This is a genomic window from Paraburkholderia sp. HP33-1 (assembly GCF_021390595.1).
GTDB lineage: Bacteria > Pseudomonadota > Gammaproteobacteria > Burkholderiales > Burkholderiaceae > Paraburkholderia.
In genome coordinates this window covers 1,398,141-1,418,233 of sequence record NZ_JAJEJR010000002.1, presented here as the reverse complement: position 1 = coordinate 1,418,233, position 20,093 = coordinate 1,398,141, and the positions used below count along the sequence as shown (strand labels likewise).

Annotated in this window: 16 protein-coding genes; 6 read left to right on the top strand and 10 right to left on the bottom strand. The window is 64.5% G+C overall.

Annotation, left to right across the window (positions count from 1 at the left end; all coding sequences use genetic code 11):
• Positions 1 to 147: 147 nt before the first annotated feature.
• Complete coding sequence (locus L0U81_RS22400; RefSeq protein WP_233805690.1) at positions 148 to 939, bottom strand: hypothetical protein; 792 nt, start codon at positions 937 to 939, stop codon at positions 148 to 150.
• Between the two features lie 351 nt (positions 940 to 1,290).
• Between L0U81_RS22400 and L0U81_RS22395 the strand changes: the two genes are divergently transcribed.
• Complete coding sequence (locus L0U81_RS22395; RefSeq protein ID WP_233805689.1) at positions 1,291 to 3,207, top strand: hybrid sensor histidine kinase/response regulator; 1,917 nt, start codon at positions 1,291 to 1,293, stop codon at positions 3,205 to 3,207.
• On the opposite strand, the gene L0U81_RS22390 is transcribed toward L0U81_RS22395, so the two are convergent.
• The 4 genes from L0U81_RS22390 to L0U81_RS22375 all read right to left on the bottom strand — a co-directional run bounded on the left by L0U81_RS22390 (position 3,173) and on the right by L0U81_RS22375 (position 7,009).
• Positions 3,173 to 3,952, bottom strand: coding sequence for a response regulator transcription factor (locus L0U81_RS22390; protein ID WP_233805688.1), 780 nt, complete (start codon positions 3,950 to 3,952; stop codon positions 3,173 to 3,175). The genes L0U81_RS22395 and L0U81_RS22390 overlap by 35 nt on opposite strands.
• 445 nt (positions 3,953 to 4,397) lie before the next feature.
• On the bottom strand, positions 4,398 to 4,583 hold the full coding sequence (locus L0U81_RS22385; protein WP_233805687.1) for a hypothetical protein: 186 nt from the start codon (positions 4,581 to 4,583) through the stop codon (positions 4,398 to 4,400).
• Positions 4,558 to 5,562: a cytochrome d ubiquinol oxidase subunit II gene (cydB, locus tag L0U81_RS22380; RefSeq protein WP_233805686.1), complete on the bottom strand. Its 1,005-nt coding sequence runs from the start codon at positions 5,560 to 5,562 to the stop codon at positions 4,558 to 4,560. Before cydB ends, L0U81_RS22385 begins: the two co-directional genes overlap by 26 nt.
• A gap of 22 nt (positions 5,563 to 5,584) precedes the next feature.
• Positions 5,585 to 7,009, bottom strand: a complete 1,425-nt coding sequence (locus L0U81_RS22375) for a cytochrome ubiquinol oxidase subunit I (RefSeq protein ID WP_233805685.1) — start codon at positions 7,007 to 7,009, stop codon at positions 5,585 to 5,587.
• A 533-nt stretch (positions 7,010 to 7,542) separates the two neighbouring features.
• On the opposite strand from L0U81_RS22375, the gene L0U81_RS22370 reads away from it, so the two are divergent.
• The 3 genes from L0U81_RS22370 (at position 7,543) to L0U81_RS22360 (ending at position 10,836) form a co-directional block, all read left to right on the top strand.
• Positions 7,543 to 8,364, top strand: a complete 822-nt coding sequence (locus tag L0U81_RS22370; RefSeq protein ID WP_233805684.1) for an alpha/beta fold hydrolase — start codon at positions 7,543 to 7,545, stop codon at positions 8,362 to 8,364.
• 333 nt (positions 8,365 to 8,697) lie between these two features.
• A complete protein-coding gene (locus L0U81_RS22365; protein ID WP_233805683.1) occupies positions 8,698 to 9,492 on the top strand; it encodes an NAD-dependent epimerase/dehydratase family protein in 795 nt (264 codons plus the stop codon).
• Between the two features lie 45 nt (positions 9,493 to 9,537).
• Positions 9,538 to 10,836 (top strand): MFS transporter, encoded by a 1,299-nt coding sequence (locus L0U81_RS22360; RefSeq protein WP_233805682.1) that lies wholly within the window; start codon positions 9,538 to 9,540, stop codon positions 10,834 to 10,836.
• Between the two features lie 234 nt (positions 10,837 to 11,070).
• Here L0U81_RS22360 and L0U81_RS22355 read toward each other — a convergent pair whose 3' ends face one another.
• Both L0U81_RS22355 and garL read right to left on the bottom strand, forming a co-directional pair.
• Complete coding sequence (locus L0U81_RS22355; RefSeq protein ID WP_267957204.1) at positions 11,071 to 12,000, bottom strand: 2-hydroxy-3-oxopropionate reductase; 930 nt, start codon at positions 11,998 to 12,000, stop codon at positions 11,071 to 11,073.
• Positions 11,997 to 12,797, bottom strand: coding sequence for a 2-dehydro-3-deoxyglucarate aldolase (gene garL, locus L0U81_RS22350; RefSeq protein ID WP_233805680.1), 801 nt, complete (start codon positions 12,795 to 12,797; stop codon positions 11,997 to 11,999). The genes L0U81_RS22355 and garL overlap by 4 nt, the downstream gene beginning before the upstream one ends.
• A gap of 237 nt (positions 12,798 to 13,034) precedes the next feature.
• Between garL and L0U81_RS22345 the strand changes: the two genes are divergently transcribed.
• Positions 13,035 to 14,618 (top strand): aldehyde dehydrogenase (NADP(+)), encoded by a 1,584-nt coding sequence (locus L0U81_RS22345; RefSeq protein WP_233805679.1) that lies wholly within the window; start codon positions 13,035 to 13,037, stop codon positions 14,616 to 14,618.
• 142 nt (positions 14,619 to 14,760) lie between these two features.
• On the opposite strand, the gene L0U81_RS22340 is transcribed toward L0U81_RS22345, so the two are convergent.
• The 3 genes from L0U81_RS22340 to kdgD form a co-directional block, all read right to left on the bottom strand.
• On the bottom strand, positions 14,761 to 15,504 hold the full coding sequence (locus L0U81_RS22340) for a FadR/GntR family transcriptional regulator (RefSeq protein ID WP_233805678.1): 744 nt from the start codon (positions 15,502 to 15,504) through the stop codon (positions 14,761 to 14,763).
• 223 nt (positions 15,505 to 15,727) lie between these two features.
• Positions 15,728 to 17,086: an MFS transporter gene (locus tag L0U81_RS22335; protein ID WP_233805677.1), complete on the bottom strand. Its 1,359-nt coding sequence runs from the start codon at positions 17,084 to 17,086 to the stop codon at positions 15,728 to 15,730.
• Between the two features lie 189 nt (positions 17,087 to 17,275).
• Entirely contained in the window at positions 17,276 to 18,193 is a 918-nt protein-coding gene (gene kdgD, locus L0U81_RS22330) for a 5-dehydro-4-deoxyglucarate dehydratase (protein ID WP_233805676.1), read from the bottom strand.
• A 255-nt stretch (positions 18,194 to 18,448) separates the two neighbouring features.
• On the opposite strand from kdgD, the gene garD reads away from it, so the two are divergent.
• On the top strand, positions 18,449 to 20,038 hold the full coding sequence (gene garD, locus L0U81_RS22325; RefSeq protein ID WP_233805675.1) for a galactarate dehydratase: 1,590 nt from the start codon (positions 18,449 to 18,451) through the stop codon (positions 20,036 to 20,038).
• The last annotated feature ends 55 nt before the right edge of the window (positions 20,039 to 20,093 follow it).

Here is a 20,093-nt window from a genome sequence, read left to right as displayed (position 1 = left end):
CAAAAAAAGCGCGCCGTGGAAGGCGCGCCGTAGTCGTAGCGTGCGACGCGTAGGGCGACATGACTGGCCGGCCGTTGCCGGGGGGCGGGCCGTCCGGGCAAGCGCCTTTAGCGCGCTTCTTATGTGGGCTGTTGGTTGTCCGAACTATTACGCGGCCACTTCATTGAATTCACTGTCGCTCGATTCCGCCGCGAGCAGATTCAGCGCCACCAGAATCGCCGCGCGATTGTCGACGTCGATCGCGATGCCGAGCACGTCGATGAGCCAGCGGCCGATCTTCGTGTTGGAAAATTCCTCGGCGCCGGCCGTCTTTTTCATCGTGACGCCGAGTTTGACGGCGCGATAGTGATAAGAGGGGACCCGATGCTGAGCCGCGACCGCCGAGAGCCCGCCTTCGCCTTCCGAGCACCAGCCGAGGCTGCCGGCCAGCACGATCCGCTCGGGTTCGTCGAGCCCTTCGATGAACTCGCGCGCAGCGTACCGCACGCGCTGCTCGTCGAGGCCGTATTGCAGCAGCACGCTTTCCACCGGGTCTTCGAGCGCGTGCGCGTGCAGATCGATCTCCTGCGCGATGCCCTCGGTTTCCATCGACACGTTGCGCTGATGGCACGCGCTGCGCAGGCAGTCGATCAGATAACGGCGGAAATACGCGCACACGGCGTAGCTGTTGGACGGCGCGCTGTCGGCGCAGGCGTTCGTTTCGGTATGGCCGGGCGCGAGGCGTAGCACCTTCGCGTAGATGAACTGCGCGACCAGTTCTTCCTTGTCCTCGCCGAGCGCCTGCAATTCGAGCGGGTGGTAGGTCCGCAACGCACGCTTGACCAGTTCGACCATCGAGACCATTTCGTCCGCGGACAGCCGGGTGCGCCTGCGCCACAGGTCAGGCAGGATCGCGTCGTCGAGTTGGCGGGCGAACTCGTAGCCCGGGACTGCGCCCATGGAAACCTCCGTCACCGTTGGCGTGGGGCGCGGCGGGCCGCGGCGCGTGAGCCGCGAAGCGAGGGAAAGGCTGCCTGAAATGCCGCGCTGAAATGTGAATGCAGTATGGTTCGCGGCAAGGCCTTCGCCTATATGGATTAAGTGTTAGCTGATGGGTAAACTGCCGGGTAAACCTTCTGACGGATAACTGACTATTCGTCTGAAGAGTGGGCATTCGCTGTAGAAAAAGCCGCGCGGGTGACCCGTTTTGTCGCCCGGTTCGACCCGCGGCTTCGCCGGAGCGTCGGAGGGCCGTCGCCTGGTCAGTGCTTCGTCTCAACGAAGTTGCATGCCCCCTGAGGAGACCGCCCCATGCGGGCCGACCCGATCCAGCGTGCCATCGACGAAGACCTCGTGCGGGTGCTCTACGCGCAGGACCCGATCGCGTTCTTTTCGCACTGGTTTTCGATCGCGGTGCTCGTGGCGATCTACTGGCCGCATGTGCCGTCGCCGCCATTCTTTATTGCGTGCTTCGTTTTTTACGCGCTCGCCAATTGCGCGGGGCTCGCGCTATGGATCTGCAATCGCCGCTATCCGCACCTGGTCTCGCCGCGCGACTGGATCTATCTGCATGCGCTGCGCGGCGTGCTCCTGTATAGCGGGCCGGGCTTCGCGGTGTGGTTCGCGTTCCAGAGTCCGCAGACCGATCTGCCGCTATTGCATACCGTGATGCTGGTGACGCTCGCGGCCGGCGTATTCATGTCGAATGGTTTCGATCTTCTCAATTTTTCGACGTCGATTCCGTTCCTGTTGCTGCCATCGATCGTGCTGCATTTCGGCTCGCACACGTTCGATCGCACGATTCTTGCGATCGTGCTCGCGTTCTTCTTCTGCGCGATCAACGTCTACGCGATGAGTTATCGCAAGCTGTTTCGCCAGGTCGTGCAGGCGCGTGTCGATCAGCAGTACCTCGCGCAATCGCTGGCCGCGCAAAAGCGCGTCGCCGAACAGGCGAGCCTCGCGAAGACGCGCTTTTTCGCGGCGGCCAGCCACGATCTGCGCCAGCCGCTGCATGCAATCGGCCTGCTCGCGGCGTCGCTGAACGATCCGGCCGCGACGCCCGCGCAGCACGCGAAGACCGCCGGGCACATCGTCTACAACGTCGAGGCGCTCAATCAGCTCTTCAACCAGGTGCTCGATCTTGCGCGGCTTGAAAGCGGCGTGACCCAGGTGATCCGCTTGCACTTCCGGCTCTCCGAGCTGTTCGAACGGGTCGGCAGCCAGTATCGTCCGCAGGCGGCGGCGAAGGGGCTCGCGCTGCGCATCGCGCCGACCTCGATGGTCGTCTACGACGATCCGGTGCTGCTCGAACGCGTGCTGAGCAATCTGCTGTCGAACGCGGTGCGTTATACCGAGCAAGGCGCGATCTGGCTCGGCTTCCGACGCGCGGGGCGACCGAACGGCGGCTTTATCGAGGTGCGCGATTCGGGTATCGGCATTGCGCCGGAAGAGCACGCGCGCATTTTCGAGGAGTTTTATCAGGTGGAGAATCCGCAGCGCGATGCGCGCCAGGGTCATGGGCTCGGGCTGCCGACCGTCAAGCGGCTCGTCGGCCTGCTCGGCAGCGAGTTGCAACTGCGCTCCGCGCCGGGGCGCGGCTCGGTGTTCCGCTTTGCGATGCAGGCGGGCGATGCGAGCGGCATCGTCGCGATTCTGAACGACTCGATCGCGGGTGGCGCGGCCGCGCAAGGGCGCCGGGTGCTGTGCGTCGACGACGAGCCGTCGATACTCGAAGGCCTCACGAGTCTGCTCGCGCGTTGGGGCTGCAATGTGCGCGGCGCGCGCGACGAAGTCGAGGCGCTCGCCGCGCTCGAGGACGGTTTCGTGCCGGACGCAGTGCTATGTGACTACCAGCTCGCGCATCACCGCACCGGCGCGCAGGTGTTGAGCGCGTTGCGCGGCGCACTCGGGCGCGCAGGGCATGGCAATGTGGTGACGCTGCTGATCACCGGCGATATGGCATCGCCGGAACTGGCGGCGCTCGCGTTGCAGGGGATTCCGGTGCTGCACAAGCCGGTGACGCCGGCGCGCTTGCGCCGCACGCTGGAAATGCTGTGGCAGCAGGCGGAACTCGACAAGGGGCGGGCGGCGGGCGCGGTGGTGTTGGAGGATGGGGCGGCAGAGGCAGACCCGGCGCATTCGCCCGCCGCAGCCGGCTTGCAGCAAACTGAAGCGGAGTCTGGGGAGCAACGTGCTACAACGTCTTCCCCGCCTCCAGCCATCCGTTGATCACCGCGATCGCGGTCGAGCGGTTATGCACCCCGAGCGCCCGAAAGATCACCGACAAATGCACTTTGACCGTGCCTTCGGCGACGCCGAGTTCGCGCGCGATCATCTTGTTGGTCCAGCCGCGATGCACGAGCCGCATGATGTCCTGCTGTCGCGGTGACAGGTTCTCGAGCAGATGCTGCTGATGCGGCTGCAGCGACGGCACCTGCGTGACCGGTTGGGTCTGCGCGGCCGTAGCCTGGCCCGACGCGCGGGCGGCTTGCGCGGTGGCGCTCGGGGCCGACACAGCAGCCGATCCGTCGGGATCGGCTCCCGCGTATCCTGCCGCCTGGGTCTCGCGCGAGCCGAGCAGACTCAGCGCCTCCATCGGCACGTAAGCACCGCCCGACAGCACCAGCTCGATCGCCTTCAGCATCACGCTGGCGGGCTGGCGCTTCGGCACGAAGCCGAGCGCGCCGGCCGCCAGCACCGCGCGCATCTCGTCGGGCGATTCCTCCGCGGACAGCACCACGACCGGGAGCGCCGGGTTCGCCTTCAGCAGTGTTTCCAGCGAGGTCGCGCCGCTCATGCCCGGCATATGCAGATCGACGATCGCCAGATCGTGATTCGCGTCGGGTCGCGCGGCGGTCGCAAGGGTTTCCCAACTATCGGCTTCGTCGAACTGGGCATCGGGATCGAAGCCGCGCAGCATGCCTTTGACGCCTTGCCGGATCAGTTCATGGTCGTCGGCTACAAGAAACTTCATGATGTCTCCGCGAGTCGAGCCTGTCCGTTGTGGGCCGCCGCCGTTGCGCAGTGCGCCGTTGCGGCGTGCGCAGTTGCAGCATGATTAACTGCTGTACTCGTGAACCGCATCATGGCCGGTCTTCCGCGCTTATTGGTCGATCTTCGGGCCGCCCGTCGAGCCGATCCGATGTCGCCGCGTCGAGTGTCGCACTTATCGCCGCATCCGGTATCGCTCTAACCCGCTGGGATCCCGCTCCCTTGCCGTGCCGCGCGCCGCCTCGCTGAGCGGAGACGCGCCTGGCCGGCGGCCGGCATCGTTCGATGCGCTTCGTGATGTTAAGGCAGGTCTCCCGCGCATAGGTTCCGGCTTGCTACGTAGACGAGCCGCGCGGCCCTTTTTTTAAGCGCTTGCGCGCGCGATCCGGCAGGTTATGCCCGGCGGATCGACGCAGGTTCGCACGTCGCTATCTGACCGCAAACAACGTGGCATTCATCAGAAGCTTGAAGGCGAAACCGAGCGACATCGCGGCGGCCACGCCGAAGCACCATAGCGCGATGAACCAGAGCCAGCCCGGCAGTTTGCGGCTGGCCGATGCGGTGGCCGACGGGCGGGCGCCCTGGGTTTCAGTGATAGTGATGTTGGTCGCCATGACGCACCTTGCCTCGAAAGACCCAGTAACCCATCGTCGTATAGGCGACGATGATCGGCAGGATCACCGCCGCGCCGGCCAGCGTGAATGTCTGGCTCGTACGTGGCGCGGCGGCGTCCCATAGCGTGATGCTCGACGGAATCGCATACGGCCACAGGCTCACGAGCAGCCCGAGATAACCGAGCAGCACGAGCGCCAGCGCGAGCACGAACGGCGTGTTGTGATGGCGCGCGCGCACCGCGCGATGCATGAAGAATGCGCAGATCGCGACGAGGAATGGTACCGGCAGCAGACGGTAGAAGATCCCGTCATGGAACCAGCGTTGCGCGATGCCTGCGTCCATCAGCGGCGTCCACAGACTGACCACCGCGATGAAGCCGAGCAGAACCAGGGTCAGCGGCCAGACGACGCGATGCAGGCGCCGTTGCAGATCGCCCTCGGTCTTCGCGACCAGCCAGCAGCAGCCGAGCAGCGCATAAGTGGCGACGAGCCCGAGGCCCGTGAGCAGGCTGAACGGTGTGAGCCAGCCGAACGCGTCGCCGGCATACGCGCCATCGGCGACCGGAATGCCTTGCAGGAACGCGCCGAGCACGATCCCCTGGAAGAATGCCGCGCCCGCCGAGCCACCGATGAACGCGAGGTCCCACAAATGCCTCGTGCGGCGCGCCTTGGCGCGGATCTCGAACGACACGCCGCGAAAGATCAGGCACACGAGCATGAACACGAGCGGCAGATAGAGCGCCGACAGCACGGTCGAGTAGACGACCGGAAACACCGCGAACAGCGCGGCGCCGCCGAGCACGAGCCAGGTTTCGTTGCCGTCCCACACCGGCGCGACCGTGTTCATCATCAGGTCGCGTTCCTTTTCGTCGGGGAAGAACGGAAAGACGATGCCGATGCCGAGGTCGAAGCCGTCCAGCACGACGTACATGAAAAGGCCCAGCGCGATGATCGCGGCCCATACGACGGTTACGTCCATTTTCTTTCTCTTGAATCGCGGGTTAGACGGCGTCGATCATCTGATCGGCGGCGGAGAGGGGGCGGCGTGCGGTCTGCGCGGGCGTCGGCTGCGGCAGACCATGGGGCCTGTCGTGCGACTTGCCGCCAGGCAGCGCGGGGCCCGAGCGCATTAGCTTCAGCATGTAGTAGATGCCGGTGCCGAACACGAGGAAGTACACGACCACGAAGGTCATCAGCGACAGGCCGACCTGCTGCGTGGTCAGCGGCGATACCGCCTGCGACGTGCGCATCACGCCGTACACGACCCACGGCTGGCGGCCCGCTTCGGTGGTGACCCAGCCGGCCAGCAGCGTGACGAAGCCGCTCGGCCCCATCGCAACGCACAGCCGCTGGAACCACTTCGCTTCGAACAGACGCCCGCGGCGGTGCAGTACCCAGGCCGCGATCGACATCGCGATCATCAGCACGCCGAGGCCGGCCATGATGCGGAAGCTCCAGAACACGACGGTCGAATCCGGCCGGTCCTGCGGCGGAAATTCCTTCAGGCCGCGGATTTCTCCGTCCCAGCTATGCGTGAGGATCAGGCTGCCGAGGTGCGGCACCGACACCGCATAGCGTGTGGTTTCCGCCTTCATGTCGGGGATCCCGAACAGGTTCAGCGCGGTGCCGCCTTTTTCGGTGTCCCAAAGACCTTCGATCGCCGCGATCTTCGCCGGCTGATACTCGCGCGTATTCAGGCCGTGCTGATCGCCGACGAATGCCTGGATCGGCGTGAGGATCAACAGCAGCCACAGCGCCATCGAGAACATCTTCTTGACGGCGGGGTCGCGCCGGCCGCGCAGCAGATGCCAGGCGCCGACCGCCGCGACCACCAGCCCCGCGACGATGAACGCCGCGAGCGCCATATGCGCGAGCCGGTACGGGAAGGAAGGATTGAAGATGATCTTGAACCAGTCGAGCGGCACGACATGGCCGTCGACGACATCGAAACCCTGCGGCGTCTGCATCCAGCTATTGGACGCGAGAATCCAGAAGGTCGAGATCAGCGTGCCGATCGCGACCATCAGCGTCGCGCCGAAGTGCGCGCGCGGACTCACGCGCTGCCAGCCGAACAGCATGATGCCGAGGAAGCCCGCTTCGAGAAAGAACGCGGTCATCACCTCGTACATCAACAACGGACCGGTGATGGGCCCGGCGAAACTCGAAAAGCCCGACCAGTTGGTGCCGAACTGATAGGCCATCACGACGCCGGAGACGACGCCCATGCCGAAGGCCACTGCGAAGATCTTTGACCAGAACAGACAAAGATCTTTGTAGTACGCCTTGCCGGTTTGCAGCCAGCGCCATTCGAGTACCGCGATGAAACTGGCGAGACCGATACTGAGCGCGGGGAAAACTATATGAAAAGAAACGGTGAACGCGAATTGAATGCGGGCGAGATCGAATGCCGATATTGCGGAGGTCATGATCGTGTTGTGCGCGATGGCCGCTTGAGTGGAATTACGCGCGTCGACCGGTGTCGATGCGCACTGCGCTGGACAGATGGCGCAAGAGTAGGGGATCGAAACAAAATGTGTTGCGACGCGATGTGCGTCAAAAAACCGCGTTGTTTTATGCGAAATGAGCTTATTGACGGGATAAGCCGTTGATGAGCATCACGTTTCTTTAATCGGCTGTTGTGCGGCTGTGCGCGCGTTGCGGCGTGAGCTGCGTCAATCGACCGCGCTGCAGCAATCCGCTTCGTCGCGCCGCGCGCGGGCTTGTCGAGCCTCGGTCGCGGGTCGTAGCCGTCGCCAGCCGACAATCGATCCATCTGAACCGACTTCCTCGGTCCGCGCTCGCCTCAGGCGATTCTTTTACTTCTACGCTTGTGCCGTTTCCGTGATTCACTGGCGTTTCCGCGCGGCGTTCTGTCATGCGTCGCGCGCATGCTTCGTGAACAGCGTTCGCTTCATCCACCTGCCGGCGACGGCAGACTTCAACAACAAGGAGTCAGCAGATGAGCACGATCAAAACGAAAGACGGTACCTCGATTTTCTACAAGGACTGGGGCAAGGGCCGCCCGGTCGTGTTTTCGCATGGCTGGCCGCTCACCGCCGATGCGTGGGATGCGCAGATGCTGTTTCTCGGCAGCAAGGGCTTTCGCGTGATCGCGCACGACCGGCGCGGTCACGGCCGCTCGGAGCAGCCGTGGGACGGCAACGAGATGGACACCTACGCCGACGATCTAGCCGCGCTGATCGAACATCTCGACCTGCAGGACGCGACGCTGGTCGGTCATTCGACGGGCGGCGGCGAAGTCGCGCATTACATCGGCCGGCATGGCACGGGGCGCGTCGCGAAGGCCGTGCTGATCGGCGCGGTGCCGCCGCTGATGCTGAAGACCGCGGATAATCCGCTTGGCCTGCCGATCGACGTGTTCGACGGCATCCGCAAGGGCGTCGTCGACGATCGCTCGCAGTTCTTCAAGGATCTGGCCGTGCCGTTCTACGGCTACAACCGCGAGGGCGCGAAAGTGTCACAGGGCGTGATCGATTCGTTCTGGCGCCAGGGCATGGCCGGCTCGATCAAGGGGTTGTACGACTGCATCAAGCAGTTCTCCGAAGTCGACTACACCGAAGATCTGAAGAAGATCGATGTGCCGACCCTGGTGCTGCACGGCGACGACGACCAGATCGTGCCGATCGACGCATCCGCCCGGCAGACCGCGAAGATCGTCAAGGACGCGACGCTGAAGGTCTATCCGGGCGGCCAGCACGGCATGTGCACGGTCGAGGCCGACAAGGTGAATGCTGACCTGCTCGAATTCATCGGCTCCTGAGGGCTCGGGAACGCAATGGTGTAGTCAGGTGACGACGCGGGCGGTGCGCTGGCGCCGCTCGCGCCGGTCGCCAGCTCAAAGAATCCGCTGTTGGTTATACGATGTCGCATAAATGCTTTGATCGTATGTCTTTGTTTTTTAACGGGATGCGAAACTCGGCACCGGCAATTTAAGGGTAAATGCGGAGTTGAATTCCGCCTGCTCATCGTCGATAGTACGTTGTCGTACAACTTGAGTGTGTTTGGATGACGCGCGCGGCGCGGTTCGCGGCCCGCTCAACCCCCTGTCAGTCCCGTGTAGACCTCGCGCGCGGCGCAGTAAAAGGAACCCCTTATGAAGAAGATTGCCCTGAGTGGCGCCGGCGGCCAGCTCGGCTCCGTGGTACGTGCTGAATTCGTCGCGCGCGGCGTGCCGTTGCGCTCGGCCGCGGGCTCGAAAGTGCTGACGCCGCTCGTCGACGGCGAAGACGTGATGAACGGTGACCTGCGCGATCCGGCAATCGTCGACCGTCTGCTGAACGGGGTGGACGTGCTGATCCATTTCGCGGGCACGAGCGTCGAGCGTCCGCTGCCTGAGATCATCGAGAACAACCTGCGCGGCCTCGTCGAAGTCTACGAAGGTGCGCGACGCAACGGCGTGAAGCGCATCGTGTTCGCGAGCTCGAACCACGCGATCGGCATGTATCCGGTCACCGAGCATCTGAGCCTCGACTGCGAACTGCGCCCGGATGGCTTCTACGGCCTGTCCAAGGTGTGGGGCGAAGCGCTCGCCCGCATGTACTGGGACAAGCACGGCATCGAAAGCGTGTGCGTGCGAATCGGCAGTTGCCTCGCGCGTCCGACCGAGCAACGCCACCTGAGCACCTGGTTCGGCCACAAGGACCTGTTCCATTTCCTCGACCGCTGCGTCGAAGCGGAAGACGTCGGCTTCCTGACCATCTGGGGCGTGTCGGCCAATACGCGCAGCTGGTGGGACAACAGCGGCGCCGCGCGTCTGGGCTACGAGCCGAAGCAGAACGCCGAGGACTACGCGGAAGACATTCTGTCGCGCCCGAATCCGCTCGATGAACTGTGCCAAAGCTATCAGGGCGGTAGCTTCGTCGGCATCGACTATTCGCGCAAGGCTTAAGTCCCGGTCGGTTTGACGGGCATTGCATCACGAGGAGTAGCAGCAATGAAGATCAAGGGTATTCGTTGGTGGATGGTCGCTCTGGTCGCGGCCGGGCTAATCATCAACTACCTGGCACGCAATACGTTGTCGGTCGCGGCACCGACGATGATGAAGGAACTCAACATCACGACTGAGCAGTATTCGCATGTGGTCGTGGCGTGGCAGCTCTGCTATGCGTTCATGCAACCGGTCGCCGGTTTCGTGCTCGACACGATCGGCACCAAGGTCGGCTTCGCGGTGTTCGCGCTCGCGTGGTCGGTCGCTTGCGCGGCCGCCGCATGGGCAACAGGCTGGCGTAGCCTCGCGGTGTTTCGCGGTATTCTCGGTCTCGCTGAATCGGCCGGTATTCCTGCCGGCGTGAAGGCAACGAGCGAATGGTTCCCGGCGAAGGAGCGTTCGGTTGCGATCGGCTGGTTCAATATCGGCTCGTCGATCGGCGCGCTGCTTGCGCCGCCGCTCGTCGTGTGGGCGCTGTTTCACGGCAAGTGGCAACTCGCGTTCGTGATCGTCGGCGGCGCGGGCATCGTGTGGAGCCTGCTGTGGATGATCGTCTACAAGCATCCGCGCAACCAGAAGCTGCTGGGCAACGCGGAGCGCGACTACATCCTGAGCGGCCAGGAAGCGAAGCATCACGACGACATCAACACGCCGAAGCGCAACTGGCGCGCAATGTTGGCGAGCCGCGACTTCTGGGCGATCGGTATTCCGCGGATTCTGTCCGAACCGGCGTGGCAAACGTTCAACGCGTGGATTCCGCTGTACATGATGACCGAGCGTCACATGAACCTGAAGGAAGTCGCGATGTTCGCGTGGATGCCGTTCCTCGCCGCCGATATCGGCTGCGTGCTCGGCGGTTATCTGAGCCCGCTGTTCCACAAGTACGCCAAGGTGTCGCTGTTCACGTCGCGCAAGATGGTGTTCGTGGTTGGCGCGCTGTTCATGATCGGGCCGGCATGCATTGGTCTCGTCGAGAGCCCGTATATGGCGGTGGCGCTGCTGTGCGTCGGCGGTTTCGCGCACCAGACGCTGTCGGGTGCGCTGTACGCGATCACGTCGGACATGTTCGGCAAGCACGAAGTCGCGACTGCGACGGGCATGGGCGGCATGGCCGGCTACCTCGGCGCCGCGGCGTTCACCGCGCTGTTCGGCGTGCTCGTCACGCAGATCGGCTACAGCCCGCTGTTCGTCGTGCTGGCGGTGTTCGACCTGATCGCCGCGGCTGTGGTCTGCCTGATGGCCAAAAGTTCGGAAAAGATGCCGGAGCCGAAGTGGGTGTCGCCCGGTGCGGCGACGGCGAAGTAATGTGAAGTGCGGTCGGCTCTAGTGGGCCGATTCAGTGAAAGAAGCGGCGTCCGTAAAACTGGGCGCCGTTTTTTTTGATTGGCGGGGTTTGAGGCGGTCGACTGGTTGGAGGTGCTGTGGGGCGAGCATCGCTCCCGATCAGAAGACGAATTGCGATCGAGCCGCCCATCGGTCACATGCGGACAGACGGAAAACCCGATCGCAACTGTGAAGTGGCGCGTTACAACAGCGCGCTTACGCGGTCTTCTGACCGATCTCGTGATTCGCGAGCACTTCGAGCGCGCGGACCATCGCCGAGTGATCCCATGCCTTGCCACCGTGCGCGACGCACGCGTTGAACAGCGCCTGGCAAGTGGCGGTGTTCGGCAGCGACACGCCGAGCGCCTGCGCGGTCGACAGCGCGAGGTTCAGATCCTTCTGGTGCAGTTCGATGCGGAAGCCCGGATCGAACGTGCGCTTCGTCATGCGCTCGCCATGCACTTCGAGAATGCGCGACGATGCGAAGCCGCCCATCAGCGCCTCACGCACACGCGCCGCATCGACACCCGCCTTCGACGCGAGCAGCAGCGCTTCGCCGACCGCTTCGATCGTGGCCGCGACGATCACCTGGTTTGCGACCTTGCACACCTGGCCCGCGCCGACCGCGCCGATCAATGTGATGTTCTTGCCCATCATGTCGAAGAGGGGCTTCACGCTGTCGAATGTGGCCTGTTCGCCGCCGACCATGATGGTTAGCGAGCCGGCCTTCGCGCCGACTTCGCCTCCGGACACCGGCGCGTCGAGGTAATCGGCGCCGGTTTCGCGCACGCGCGCCGCGAACTCGCGAGTCGCCATCGGCGAGATCGAGCTCATGTCGACGACGGTCTGGCCCGCGCGCAGCGCGCTCGCGAGGCCGTTCTCGCCGAACAGCACGCGTTCGACGTCGGGCGTGTCCGGCACCATGATGAAGATCACGTCCGCGTGCGCGGCGACCGCGGCGGGGTTGTCACATGCGACGGCGCCGGCCTGCGTGAGTTCGGCGGGCACGCCGCTACGCGTGAAGGCGGCGAGCGTCACGCCGTTTTTCAGAAGGTTGGCGGCCATGGGCTTGCCCATGATGCCGAGTCCGATAAAGCCTGCTTTTTGCATGGAATGCTCCGAAGATGTCGTGGCGGCGACGTTCAAGCCTCGCCCGCCGGTTTCTGCATGAAGTGCTTCTGCGCCGCCTGCGCGGCGCCCTTGAGCAGCCCGAGATCCGCGCAGACGGCGACGACACGCGCGCCCATCGACAGATAACGTTCCGCGTCGGCCTGCACCGGCGCTAGAATGCCGCTCGACTTGCCGGCCGCCTGCGCGCGCTCGAACACATGCGCGATCGCCTGCTGCACGTCCGGATGGTTCGCATTGCCGAGGTGGCCATACGAAGCCGCGAGGTCGGACGGGCCGATGAAGACCGCGTCGATGCCGTCCACCGCGAGGATGCTGTCGATCGCTTCGACTGCCTTGCGGCTTTCGATCTGCGCGATGACGCAGACGTTGTCGTTGGCGATGGAGAAGTAGTCGGGCACAGTGCCATAGCGGTTGCCGCGATGGCCGACCGACACGCCGCGGATGCCCTGCGGCGGATAGCGCGTCGACGCGACCGCACGGGCGGCGTCGTCGGCGCTGTCGACGAAGGGCACGAGGAAGTTCGAGAAGCCGCTGTCGAGAAAACGTTTGATCACGACGCTGTCGTTGGCCGGTGGTCGGACGACTGGCGCGCTGCCGCTGTCCTTGAGCGCCATCAGTTGCGGGATCAACGTGAGCACGTCGTTGGGCGCGTGTTCGGCGTCCAGCAGCATCCAGTCGAAGCCGACCGTGCCCAGCAGTTCAGTGGCGATCGGGCTCGCGAGCGAAGCCCAGCAGCCGATCTGGGTTTTTCCTTCGCGCACCGCGCGCCGGAAGCGGTTGGGCAAGGATTCGTAAGGCGTGACTGTGGGCATGCGGAATCTCCTCGAACTACGATGGATCGGGAAAAGCTGCGACGACGCCCAAAAACCAAGCAGAATGCGAAGTTATAAGTCGTCGTATGACTGGTGGCAGATTAGCACCGCAGACCTCTGTTGTAACGGGCGAGTAAACCCGAGTATCCCAGTCCGACAAGCGTTTCGGGTTGCACGAAGCCCCCGCAATGTTGTAGGATGACCTATATCTGAAGCCTTCATTCAAGGAAAGCCAAAATGCCTATTACCGGCGAAATGCTGATCGGTCGCAAAGCAGTGCGCGGCGAAGAAAAACCGCTGCGCGCGTTCAATCCTGCCACGGGTTCCGAGATTGCCGAGCCGGTGTTCGGCAGCGGCACCGTCGAAAACGTCGAGCAGGCGTGCGCGCTCGCGCGACAGGCGTTCGACGCCTATCGTCAACTGCCGCTCGCAGTGCGCGCCGAGTTTCTGGATCGTATCGCGGACGGCATCACTGCGCTCGGCGATGAGCTGATCGAGCGCGCCCAGGCTGAATCGGGCCTGCCGAAGGCGCGTCTGGAAGGCGAGCGCGGCCGCACCACGGGCCAGCTGAAGCTGTTCGCGCAGACCGTGCGCGCGGGTCAGTGGCTCAACGCGACGCTCGACTCGCCGCTGCCGGATCGCAAGCCGCTGCCGCGCTCGGATCTGCGTATGCAGAAGATCGCGCTCGGCCCGGTTGCCGTGTTCGGCGCGAGCAACTTCCCGCTCGCGTTCTCGGTGGCCGGCGGCGACACCGCCGCGGCGCTCGCGGCCGGCTGCCCGGTCGTCGTGAAGGCGCACCGCGCGCACCTCGGCACGTCGGAGCTGGTCGGTCGTGTGATCCAGCGCGTCGCGCAGGAAATGGATCTGCCCGAAGGCGTGTTCTCGATGATCGTCGGCGCGGGCAACTCGGTCGGCGAGGCGCTGGTTGCGCACCCGGCCATCAAGGCGGTCGGTTTCACCGGTTCGCGCGCGGGCGGCACCTCGCTGATGCGCGTCGCGGCGGCGCGTCCCGAGCCGATTCCGGTTTACGCGGAAATGAGCAGCATCAACCCGGTGTTCCTGCTGCCGAACGCTCTGTCGGCACGCGGCGACAGCATCGCACGCGGTTTCGTCGACTCGCTCGTGCTCGGCGCGGGCCAGTTCTGCACGAACCCGGGCCTCGCCATCGCGATCGACAGCGATGCGCTGAAGGGCTTCGTCGCGGCGGCATCGGAAGCGCTTGCCGCGAAGCCGGCGCAAACCATGCTGACCTCGGGCATCCACGCCGCGTATGAAGACGGCGAAAGCAAGCTGGCCGCGACCAGGGGCGTCGAAGTCGTGGCGCGCGGCGTGGCCTCGACCGGCCCGACCCAGGCTTGCGCGGCACTGTTCGTGACCGATGCGCAGACGTTCCTCGCGAACCCGGCGCTCGAAGACGAAGTGTTCGGCCCGGTGTCGACGATCATCCGCTGCAAGGACGAGCAGGAAATGCTGACGGTCGCCGAGCACTTCGCCGGCCAGCTGACTGCGACGCTGCAGATGGACAGCGCCGATGTGGCGGGTGCGAAGAAGCTCGTGACGATTCTCGAGCGCAAGGCGGGCCGGATCCTGGTCAACGGCTTCCCGACCGGCGTCGAGGTGTGCCACGCGATGGTCCACGGCGGCCCGTTCCCGGCAACGTCGGACAGCCGCGCGACCTCGGTCGGCACGACGTCGATCGACCGCTTCCTGCGTCCGGTCTGCTACCAGGACTTCCCGGCCGAGTTGCTGCCGGAAACGCTGGCCGACGGCAATCCGCTGGAACTGTGGCGTCGTCGCGACGGCGAACTCACGCGCGGTTAATGGCGTGATGCCGTCCTGAACGGATGCGCGCCGGGGCCGATCGCCTGGGTGCGCATCGAAGGAAAGGGCGGAAGCCATCGCAAGATAAAAAAATGGCCGGGAGATTCCCGGCCATTTTTTTCACCCGCGAGCTTCGCGAGAATCAGGTGTTCGCTTCGCTCGCTTCATTCGCGCGGCGCAGCCGCTCGCGGCTATTGGACAGATGCATCCGCATCGCCGCGCGTGCGCCTTCCGCGTCGCGCCGCGAGATCGCCTCGAGGATGCTCTCGTGCTCGAGATTCACGAGCGACAGGTACGCATCAGGATCGGCGTGCGCGATGCCGGCCGAGTCGAGCCGATTGCGCGGAATCAGCGCGCTGCCCATTTGCATGAGGATGTCGACGAAATAGCGGTTGCCCGTGGCGCGCGCGACCGAAATGTGGAACTGCAGGTCGGCTTCCACGCTGTCGAGCCCGTTGTGACGCGTGGCCTCGATCCCGTCGAGCGCGCTGCGCATGCGCGCGAGGTCGTCCGGTTTCGCGCGTTGCGCGGCGAGACCGGCGCATTCGGTTTCGAGGCTGATGCGCAGCTCCAGAATGGACAGCACGTCGCGCAGCGTGGTGGCGGGCACCATGTCGATGCCGAGCTTTTCGCGCTGTGGCTCGAGCACGAAGCTGCCGATGCCGTGGCGAGTCTCGATGACTTTGCCTGCCTGCAGGCGCGAGATTGCCTCGCGAATCACCGTGCGGCTCACGCTGAGCGTGTTCATCAGCTGCGATTCGGTCGGGAGTTTGTCGCCCGGCTTCAGCACGTTGGCCGCGATCTGCTCGGTGACGTAGTTGACGACGAACTCGGCAAGATTGCGAGCGCGTCGTGGCGGTGCCGCGGATGCTAGTGGAGTAGCCATCGAAAACGCTCCTTGTCTCGAAGATTGCTGGGGATCCAACATTTTATTATATCGTCGTCTGACGACTGATTATATAAGCGCCGAATCATTTTGGACGCAAATCTCACATCTATCGGCGGATGCCCGACATTTTGCGCCTCGGGACGCAAAAAACGTGCGGGGCGGCGGGCCTCCGCCGCCCGGAAGTACGATAACCGGGACGATAACCAGGCCTATACCTGGCTCACGCCGCGCGCAACTCGACCCGCCGGATGTCCTTGACGATCACGAGATAGCTGATCACCGTCAGCAGGGCGTTCGCGCCGACGAACACCAGTGCGCCGTTGAACGAGCCCGAGCGCGCGACGAGATAACCGATCACGATCGGCGTCACGATGCCGGCGATGTTGCCGAACATGTTGAAGATCGCGCCGGACAGGCCAAGCGCCTCCTTCGGCGATGTATCGGCGACCACCGCCCAGCCGAGCGCGCCGATGCCCTTGCCGAAGAACGCCAGCGACATCAGCGCGACGACGATCCAGTCGGTCGCCACGTAGTTGCAGCCGATGATACAGGTCGACAGCAGCATGCCGCCGACGATCGGCACCTTGCGCGCGACGGTCAGCGAACAGCCGCGGCGGATCAACCCGTCCGACAGCACGCCGCCGAGCACCCCGCCGAGAAAACCGCAGATCGCAGGCAGCGAGGCCACGAATCCCGCCTGCAGGATTGTCATGCCGCGCGCCTGCACGAGGTAGATCGGAAACCAGGTCAGGAAGAAGTAGGTCAGCACGTTGATGCAGTACTGCGCGAGATACACACCGAGCAGCATGCGGTTGCTGAGCAGCTGGCGCATCAGCGTCCAGCCGCCGGCCTTCGATACGTCGTCCGGCCGCGTCTTGCGCGCACCGTTGACGAGGCCGCCGCCTTGCTCGATGTACTCGAGTTCGGCGCGCGACACGCGCGGGTGGTCGGCGGGATTCTTCATCACCTTGAGCCACGTCAGCGCGAGCAGCAGGCCGGCCACGCCCATCACGACGTAGACCATCTGCCAGCCGAACGCGTGCGTGAGCCACGCCATCAGCGGCGTGAACACGACCGCGGCGAAGTATTGCGCGGCGTTGAAGATCGCCGACGCGGTGCCGCGCTCGTTGGTCGGGAACCAGCTCGCGACGACCTTGGCGTTCGCCGGGAACGCCGGCGCCTCGGCCGCGCCCATCACGAAGCGCAGCGCGAACAGTGCGGTGATCGCCGCACCGGCGCTGCCGAGCAGGCCGACCGAGCTTTGCAGCAGCGTGAACAGCGACCACGAGAAGATGCTCGCCGCGTACACGCGGCGCGGGCCGAAGCGGTCGAGCAGCCAGCCGGCCGGCAGTTGCGACAGAACGTAGGCCCAGCTGAATGCGGAGAAGATATAGCCCATGCGGATCGCGTCGAGGCTGAACGCGGTGCGCATCGCGGAACCGGTGACGGACAGCGTCGCGCGGTCGGCATAGTTGAGCGTGGTGATCACAAAAATCAGCAGCAGGATCCCGTAGCGGACCTTGGTGCGGGCCGCGCTAGAGGCGGCGTTGGTGGAACTGGCCGTGCGGCTCAAGTCCATGGGTCATCTCCTGAATTGTCGAGGGAGGTGTGGCCTCCGCGCGGGGCGGCCCGCAGGGCGCCTGCCTGTCCTGCAAATGCACAAACGCCCGGCGACGTTGCCGTGCCGGGCGTTCGCAACGGGGCCGTCTATGCGGCCCTCGCTGATGAGGCTCGCGAGCCGCTTCGCTCGAAGCCGTCGCGCCGGTGCCTACTGCGGTCCGAGCTTCTTGATCAGCGCGTCGAGCTGCTCCATTTCTTCCGAAGTCAGATCGGTCAGCGGTGCGCGCACCGGACCCGCGTCGTGGCCGACCAGCTTCGCGCCAGCCTTGACGATGCTGACCGCGTAGCCTGCGCGGCGGTTGCGGATCTTCAGGTACGGCAGGAAGAATTCGTCGATCAGCTTGCCGACCGTGGCGTGGTCGTCAGCGGCGATCGCGCGGTAGAAGTCCATCGCGGTCTTCGGAATGAAGTTGAACACCGCCGACGAGTACACCGGCACGCCCAGCGCCTTGTAGGCTGCTGCGTAGACTTCCGCGGTCGGCAGGCCGCCGAGGTACGAGAAGCGGTCGCCGAGGCGGCGGCGGATCGTCACCATGTTTTCGATCTCGCCCACACCGTCCTTGAAGCCGATCAGGTTCGGGCAACGGTCGGCCAGACGTTCGAGCATGTCGGCGTTAAGCTTGGAGTTCGCGCGGTTGTAGATGATCACGCCCATGTTCGGCACGGCCTTGCAGACCTGTTCCGCGTGCTCTGCGATGCCGTCCTGGCTGGCTTCGGTCAAGTAGTGCGGCATCAGCAGGATGCCGTGCGCGCCGAGGCGCTGAGCTTCCTTCGCGTAGGCGATCGCCACGCGGGTCGGGCCGCCGGCGCCGGCGAGGATCGGTACCTTGCCCTTGCAGACTTCGACCGCGGTCTTGACGACCTGCGTGTAGTCGTCTTGTGTCAGCGAGAAGAATTCACCCGTGCCGCCGGCGACGAACAGCGCCGAAGCGCCGTACGGAGCGAGCCATTCGAGGCGCTCGGCGTAGGTGTCGGCGCGGAAGTCGCCTTTAGCGTCGAAGTCGGTGACGGGGAAGGACAGGAGGCCTTCCGAAACGATCTGCTTGAGTTCCTGCGGTGTCGTCATGTTGAGTATTCAGGCGTCGGATTACGGTGTTTGTCGGATCCAGCCAGTACAACGGACGTCGTACTGGTAGAAATTCTTTAGAAATTGGATTTCTTATACGTCATCGTACAACAAGAAATCGGACAACTCAACGGGGTTTTCACGGCATAATTCACCCTATAGGGTAAATACGGAACATCCGGGCAAAGTTTCATGTTGTAGGATGACGTATGATTGCTGGCGAAGCAGGCTGATTACGCCTTAAGGATCGATTCAATGGAACAAACTCCGCTCTACATACGCGTTCATCCCAATGACAATGTCGCGATCGTCGTCAACGACGGCGGTCTGGGCGAGGGCGCGGTGTTTCCCGATGGCCTCAGGCTGCGCGAGCGTGTGCCGCAGGGCCACAAGGTCGCGCTGGCCGATCTCGCCGAGGGCGACGAGGTCATCCGCTACAACGTGGTGATCGGCTATGCGCTGAAGCCGCTGCCGAAGGGCAGCTGGATCAACGAGCACGTGATCCGCATGCCGAGCCCGCCGGGGCTCGAAGACCTGCCGATCGCCACGATCAAGGCGCCGGACATGCCGGCGCTCGAAGGCTACACGTTCGAGGGCTACCGTAACTCGGACGGCTCGGTCGGCACGCGCAACATCCTCGCGATCACGACCACCGTGCAGTGCGTAGCCGACGTTGTGCAACACGCCGTCACGCGTATCAAGGCCGAGCTGCTGCCGAAATATCCGAACGTCGACGATGTCGTCAGCCTCGGCCACACCTACGGCTGCGGCGTCGCGATCGACGCGCCCGACGCGATGGTGCCGATCCGCACCGTGCGCAACATCGCGCTGAATCCGAACTTCGGCGGCGAAGTGATGATGGTGAGCCTCGGCTGCGAGAAGCTGCAGCCCGAGCGTCTGATGCCGCCGGGCACGATTCCGATCGCGGCGGCCGCGGTCGTCGACGATGTCGCCGATATCGGCGACATGGCGCTCGATCAGAACGGCGACGTCGTGGTGCTGCAGGATGAATCGCACGTCGGCTTCCAGTCGATGATCACGTCGATCATGAAGATGGCCGAGGGGCACCTGAAGCGCCTGAACAACCGCCGCCGCGAAACCTGCCCGGCGTCGGATCTGGTGATCGGCGTGCAGTGCGGCGGCAGCGACGCGTTCTCGGGCCTGACCGCGAACCCGGCCGTCGGCTTCGCGACCGACCTGCTGGTGCGCGCCGGCGCGACCGTGATGTTCTCGGAAGTCACCGAAGTGCGCGACGGCGTCGATCAGCTGACCGCGCGCGCAGCCAACGCGGATGTCGCACAGGCGATCATTCGCGAGATGCAGTGGTACGACGATTACCTGAAGCGCGGCGGCGCGGACCGCAGCGCGAACACGACGCCCGGCAACAAGAAGGGCGGCCTGTCGAACATCGTCGAAAAGGCGATGGGCTCGATCATCAAGTCGGGCAACTCGGCGATCTCGGGCGTGCTGTCGCCTGGTGAGAAGGTCCAACAGAAGGGCCTGATCTATGCGGCGACGCCGGCCAGCGACTTCATCTGCGGCACGCTGCAGGTCGCCTCGGGCATCACGCTGCACGTGTTCACGACGGGCCGCGGCACGCCGTACAGCCTCGCGGAAGTGCCGGTCATCAAGGTCGCGACGCGTTCGGACCTCGCGCGTCGCTGGCATGACCTGATGGACATCAACGCCGGCACGATCGCGACCGGCCAGTCCAGCATCGAGGAGGTGGGCTGGGAGCTGTTCCGCCTGATGCTCGAAGTCGCGAGCGGCCGCCAGCAGACCTGCGCGGAGAAGCTCGGACTGCACAATGCGTTGACGCTGTTCAACCCGGCGCCGGTGACCTGATCAGGCACCCTGCGCCATCAAACCTCAGGCGAGCGCCGGTCCAGCCGGCGCTCGC

Excerpts from the sequence above, each read along its gene's own strand:
- L0U81_RS22360 (WP_233805682.1), top strand. The coding sequence starts at position 9,538 with ATGAAGATCAAGGGTATTCGTTGGTGGATGGTCGCTCTGGTCGCGGCC.
- L0U81_RS22400 (WP_233805690.1), bottom strand. The coding sequence starts at position 939 with ATGGGCGCAGTCCCGGGCTACGAGTTCGCCCGCCAACTCGACGACGCG.
- L0U81_RS22390 (WP_233805688.1), bottom strand. The coding sequence starts at position 3,952 with ATGAAGTTTCTTGTAGCCGACGACCATGAACTGATCCGGCAAGGCGTC.
- L0U81_RS22365 (WP_233805683.1), top strand. The coding sequence starts at position 8,698 with ATGAAGAAGATTGCCCTGAGTGGCGCCGGCGGCCAGCTCGGCTCCGTG.
- L0U81_RS22375 (WP_233805685.1), bottom strand. The coding sequence starts at position 7,009 with ATGACCTCCGCAATATCGGCATTCGATCTCGCCCGCATTCAATTCGCG.
- garL (WP_233805680.1), bottom strand. The coding sequence starts at position 12,797 with ATGCCCACAGTCACGCCTTACGAATCCTTGCCCAACCGCTTCCGGCGC.
- garD (WP_233805675.1), top strand. The coding sequence starts at position 18,449 with ATGGAACAAACTCCGCTCTACATACGCGTTCATCCCAATGACAATGTC.
- L0U81_RS22335 (WP_233805677.1), bottom strand. The coding sequence starts at position 17,086 with ATGGACTTGAGCCGCACGGCCAGTTCCACCAACGCCGCCTCTAGCGCG.
- L0U81_RS22345 (WP_233805679.1), top strand. The coding sequence starts at position 13,035 with ATGCCTATTACCGGCGAAATGCTGATCGGTCGCAAAGCAGTGCGCGGC.
- L0U81_RS22395 (WP_233805689.1), top strand. The coding sequence starts at position 1,291 with ATGCGGGCCGACCCGATCCAGCGTGCCATCGACGAAGACCTCGTGCGG.
- L0U81_RS22385 (WP_233805687.1), bottom strand. The coding sequence starts at position 4,583 with ATGGCGACCAACATCACTATCACTGAAACCCAGGGCGCCCGCCCGTCG.
- L0U81_RS22340 (WP_233805678.1), bottom strand. The coding sequence starts at position 15,504 with ATGGCTACTCCACTAGCATCCGCGGCACCGCCACGACGCGCTCGCAAT.
- kdgD (WP_233805676.1), bottom strand. The coding sequence starts at position 18,193 with ATGACGACACCGCAGGAACTCAAGCAGATCGTTTCGGAAGGCCTCCTG.
- L0U81_RS22370 (WP_233805684.1), top strand. The coding sequence starts at position 7,543 with ATGAGCACGATCAAAACGAAAGACGGTACCTCGATTTTCTACAAGGAC.
- cydB (WP_233805686.1), bottom strand. The coding sequence starts at position 5,562 with ATGGACGTAACCGTCGTATGGGCCGCGATCATCGCGCTGGGCCTTTTC.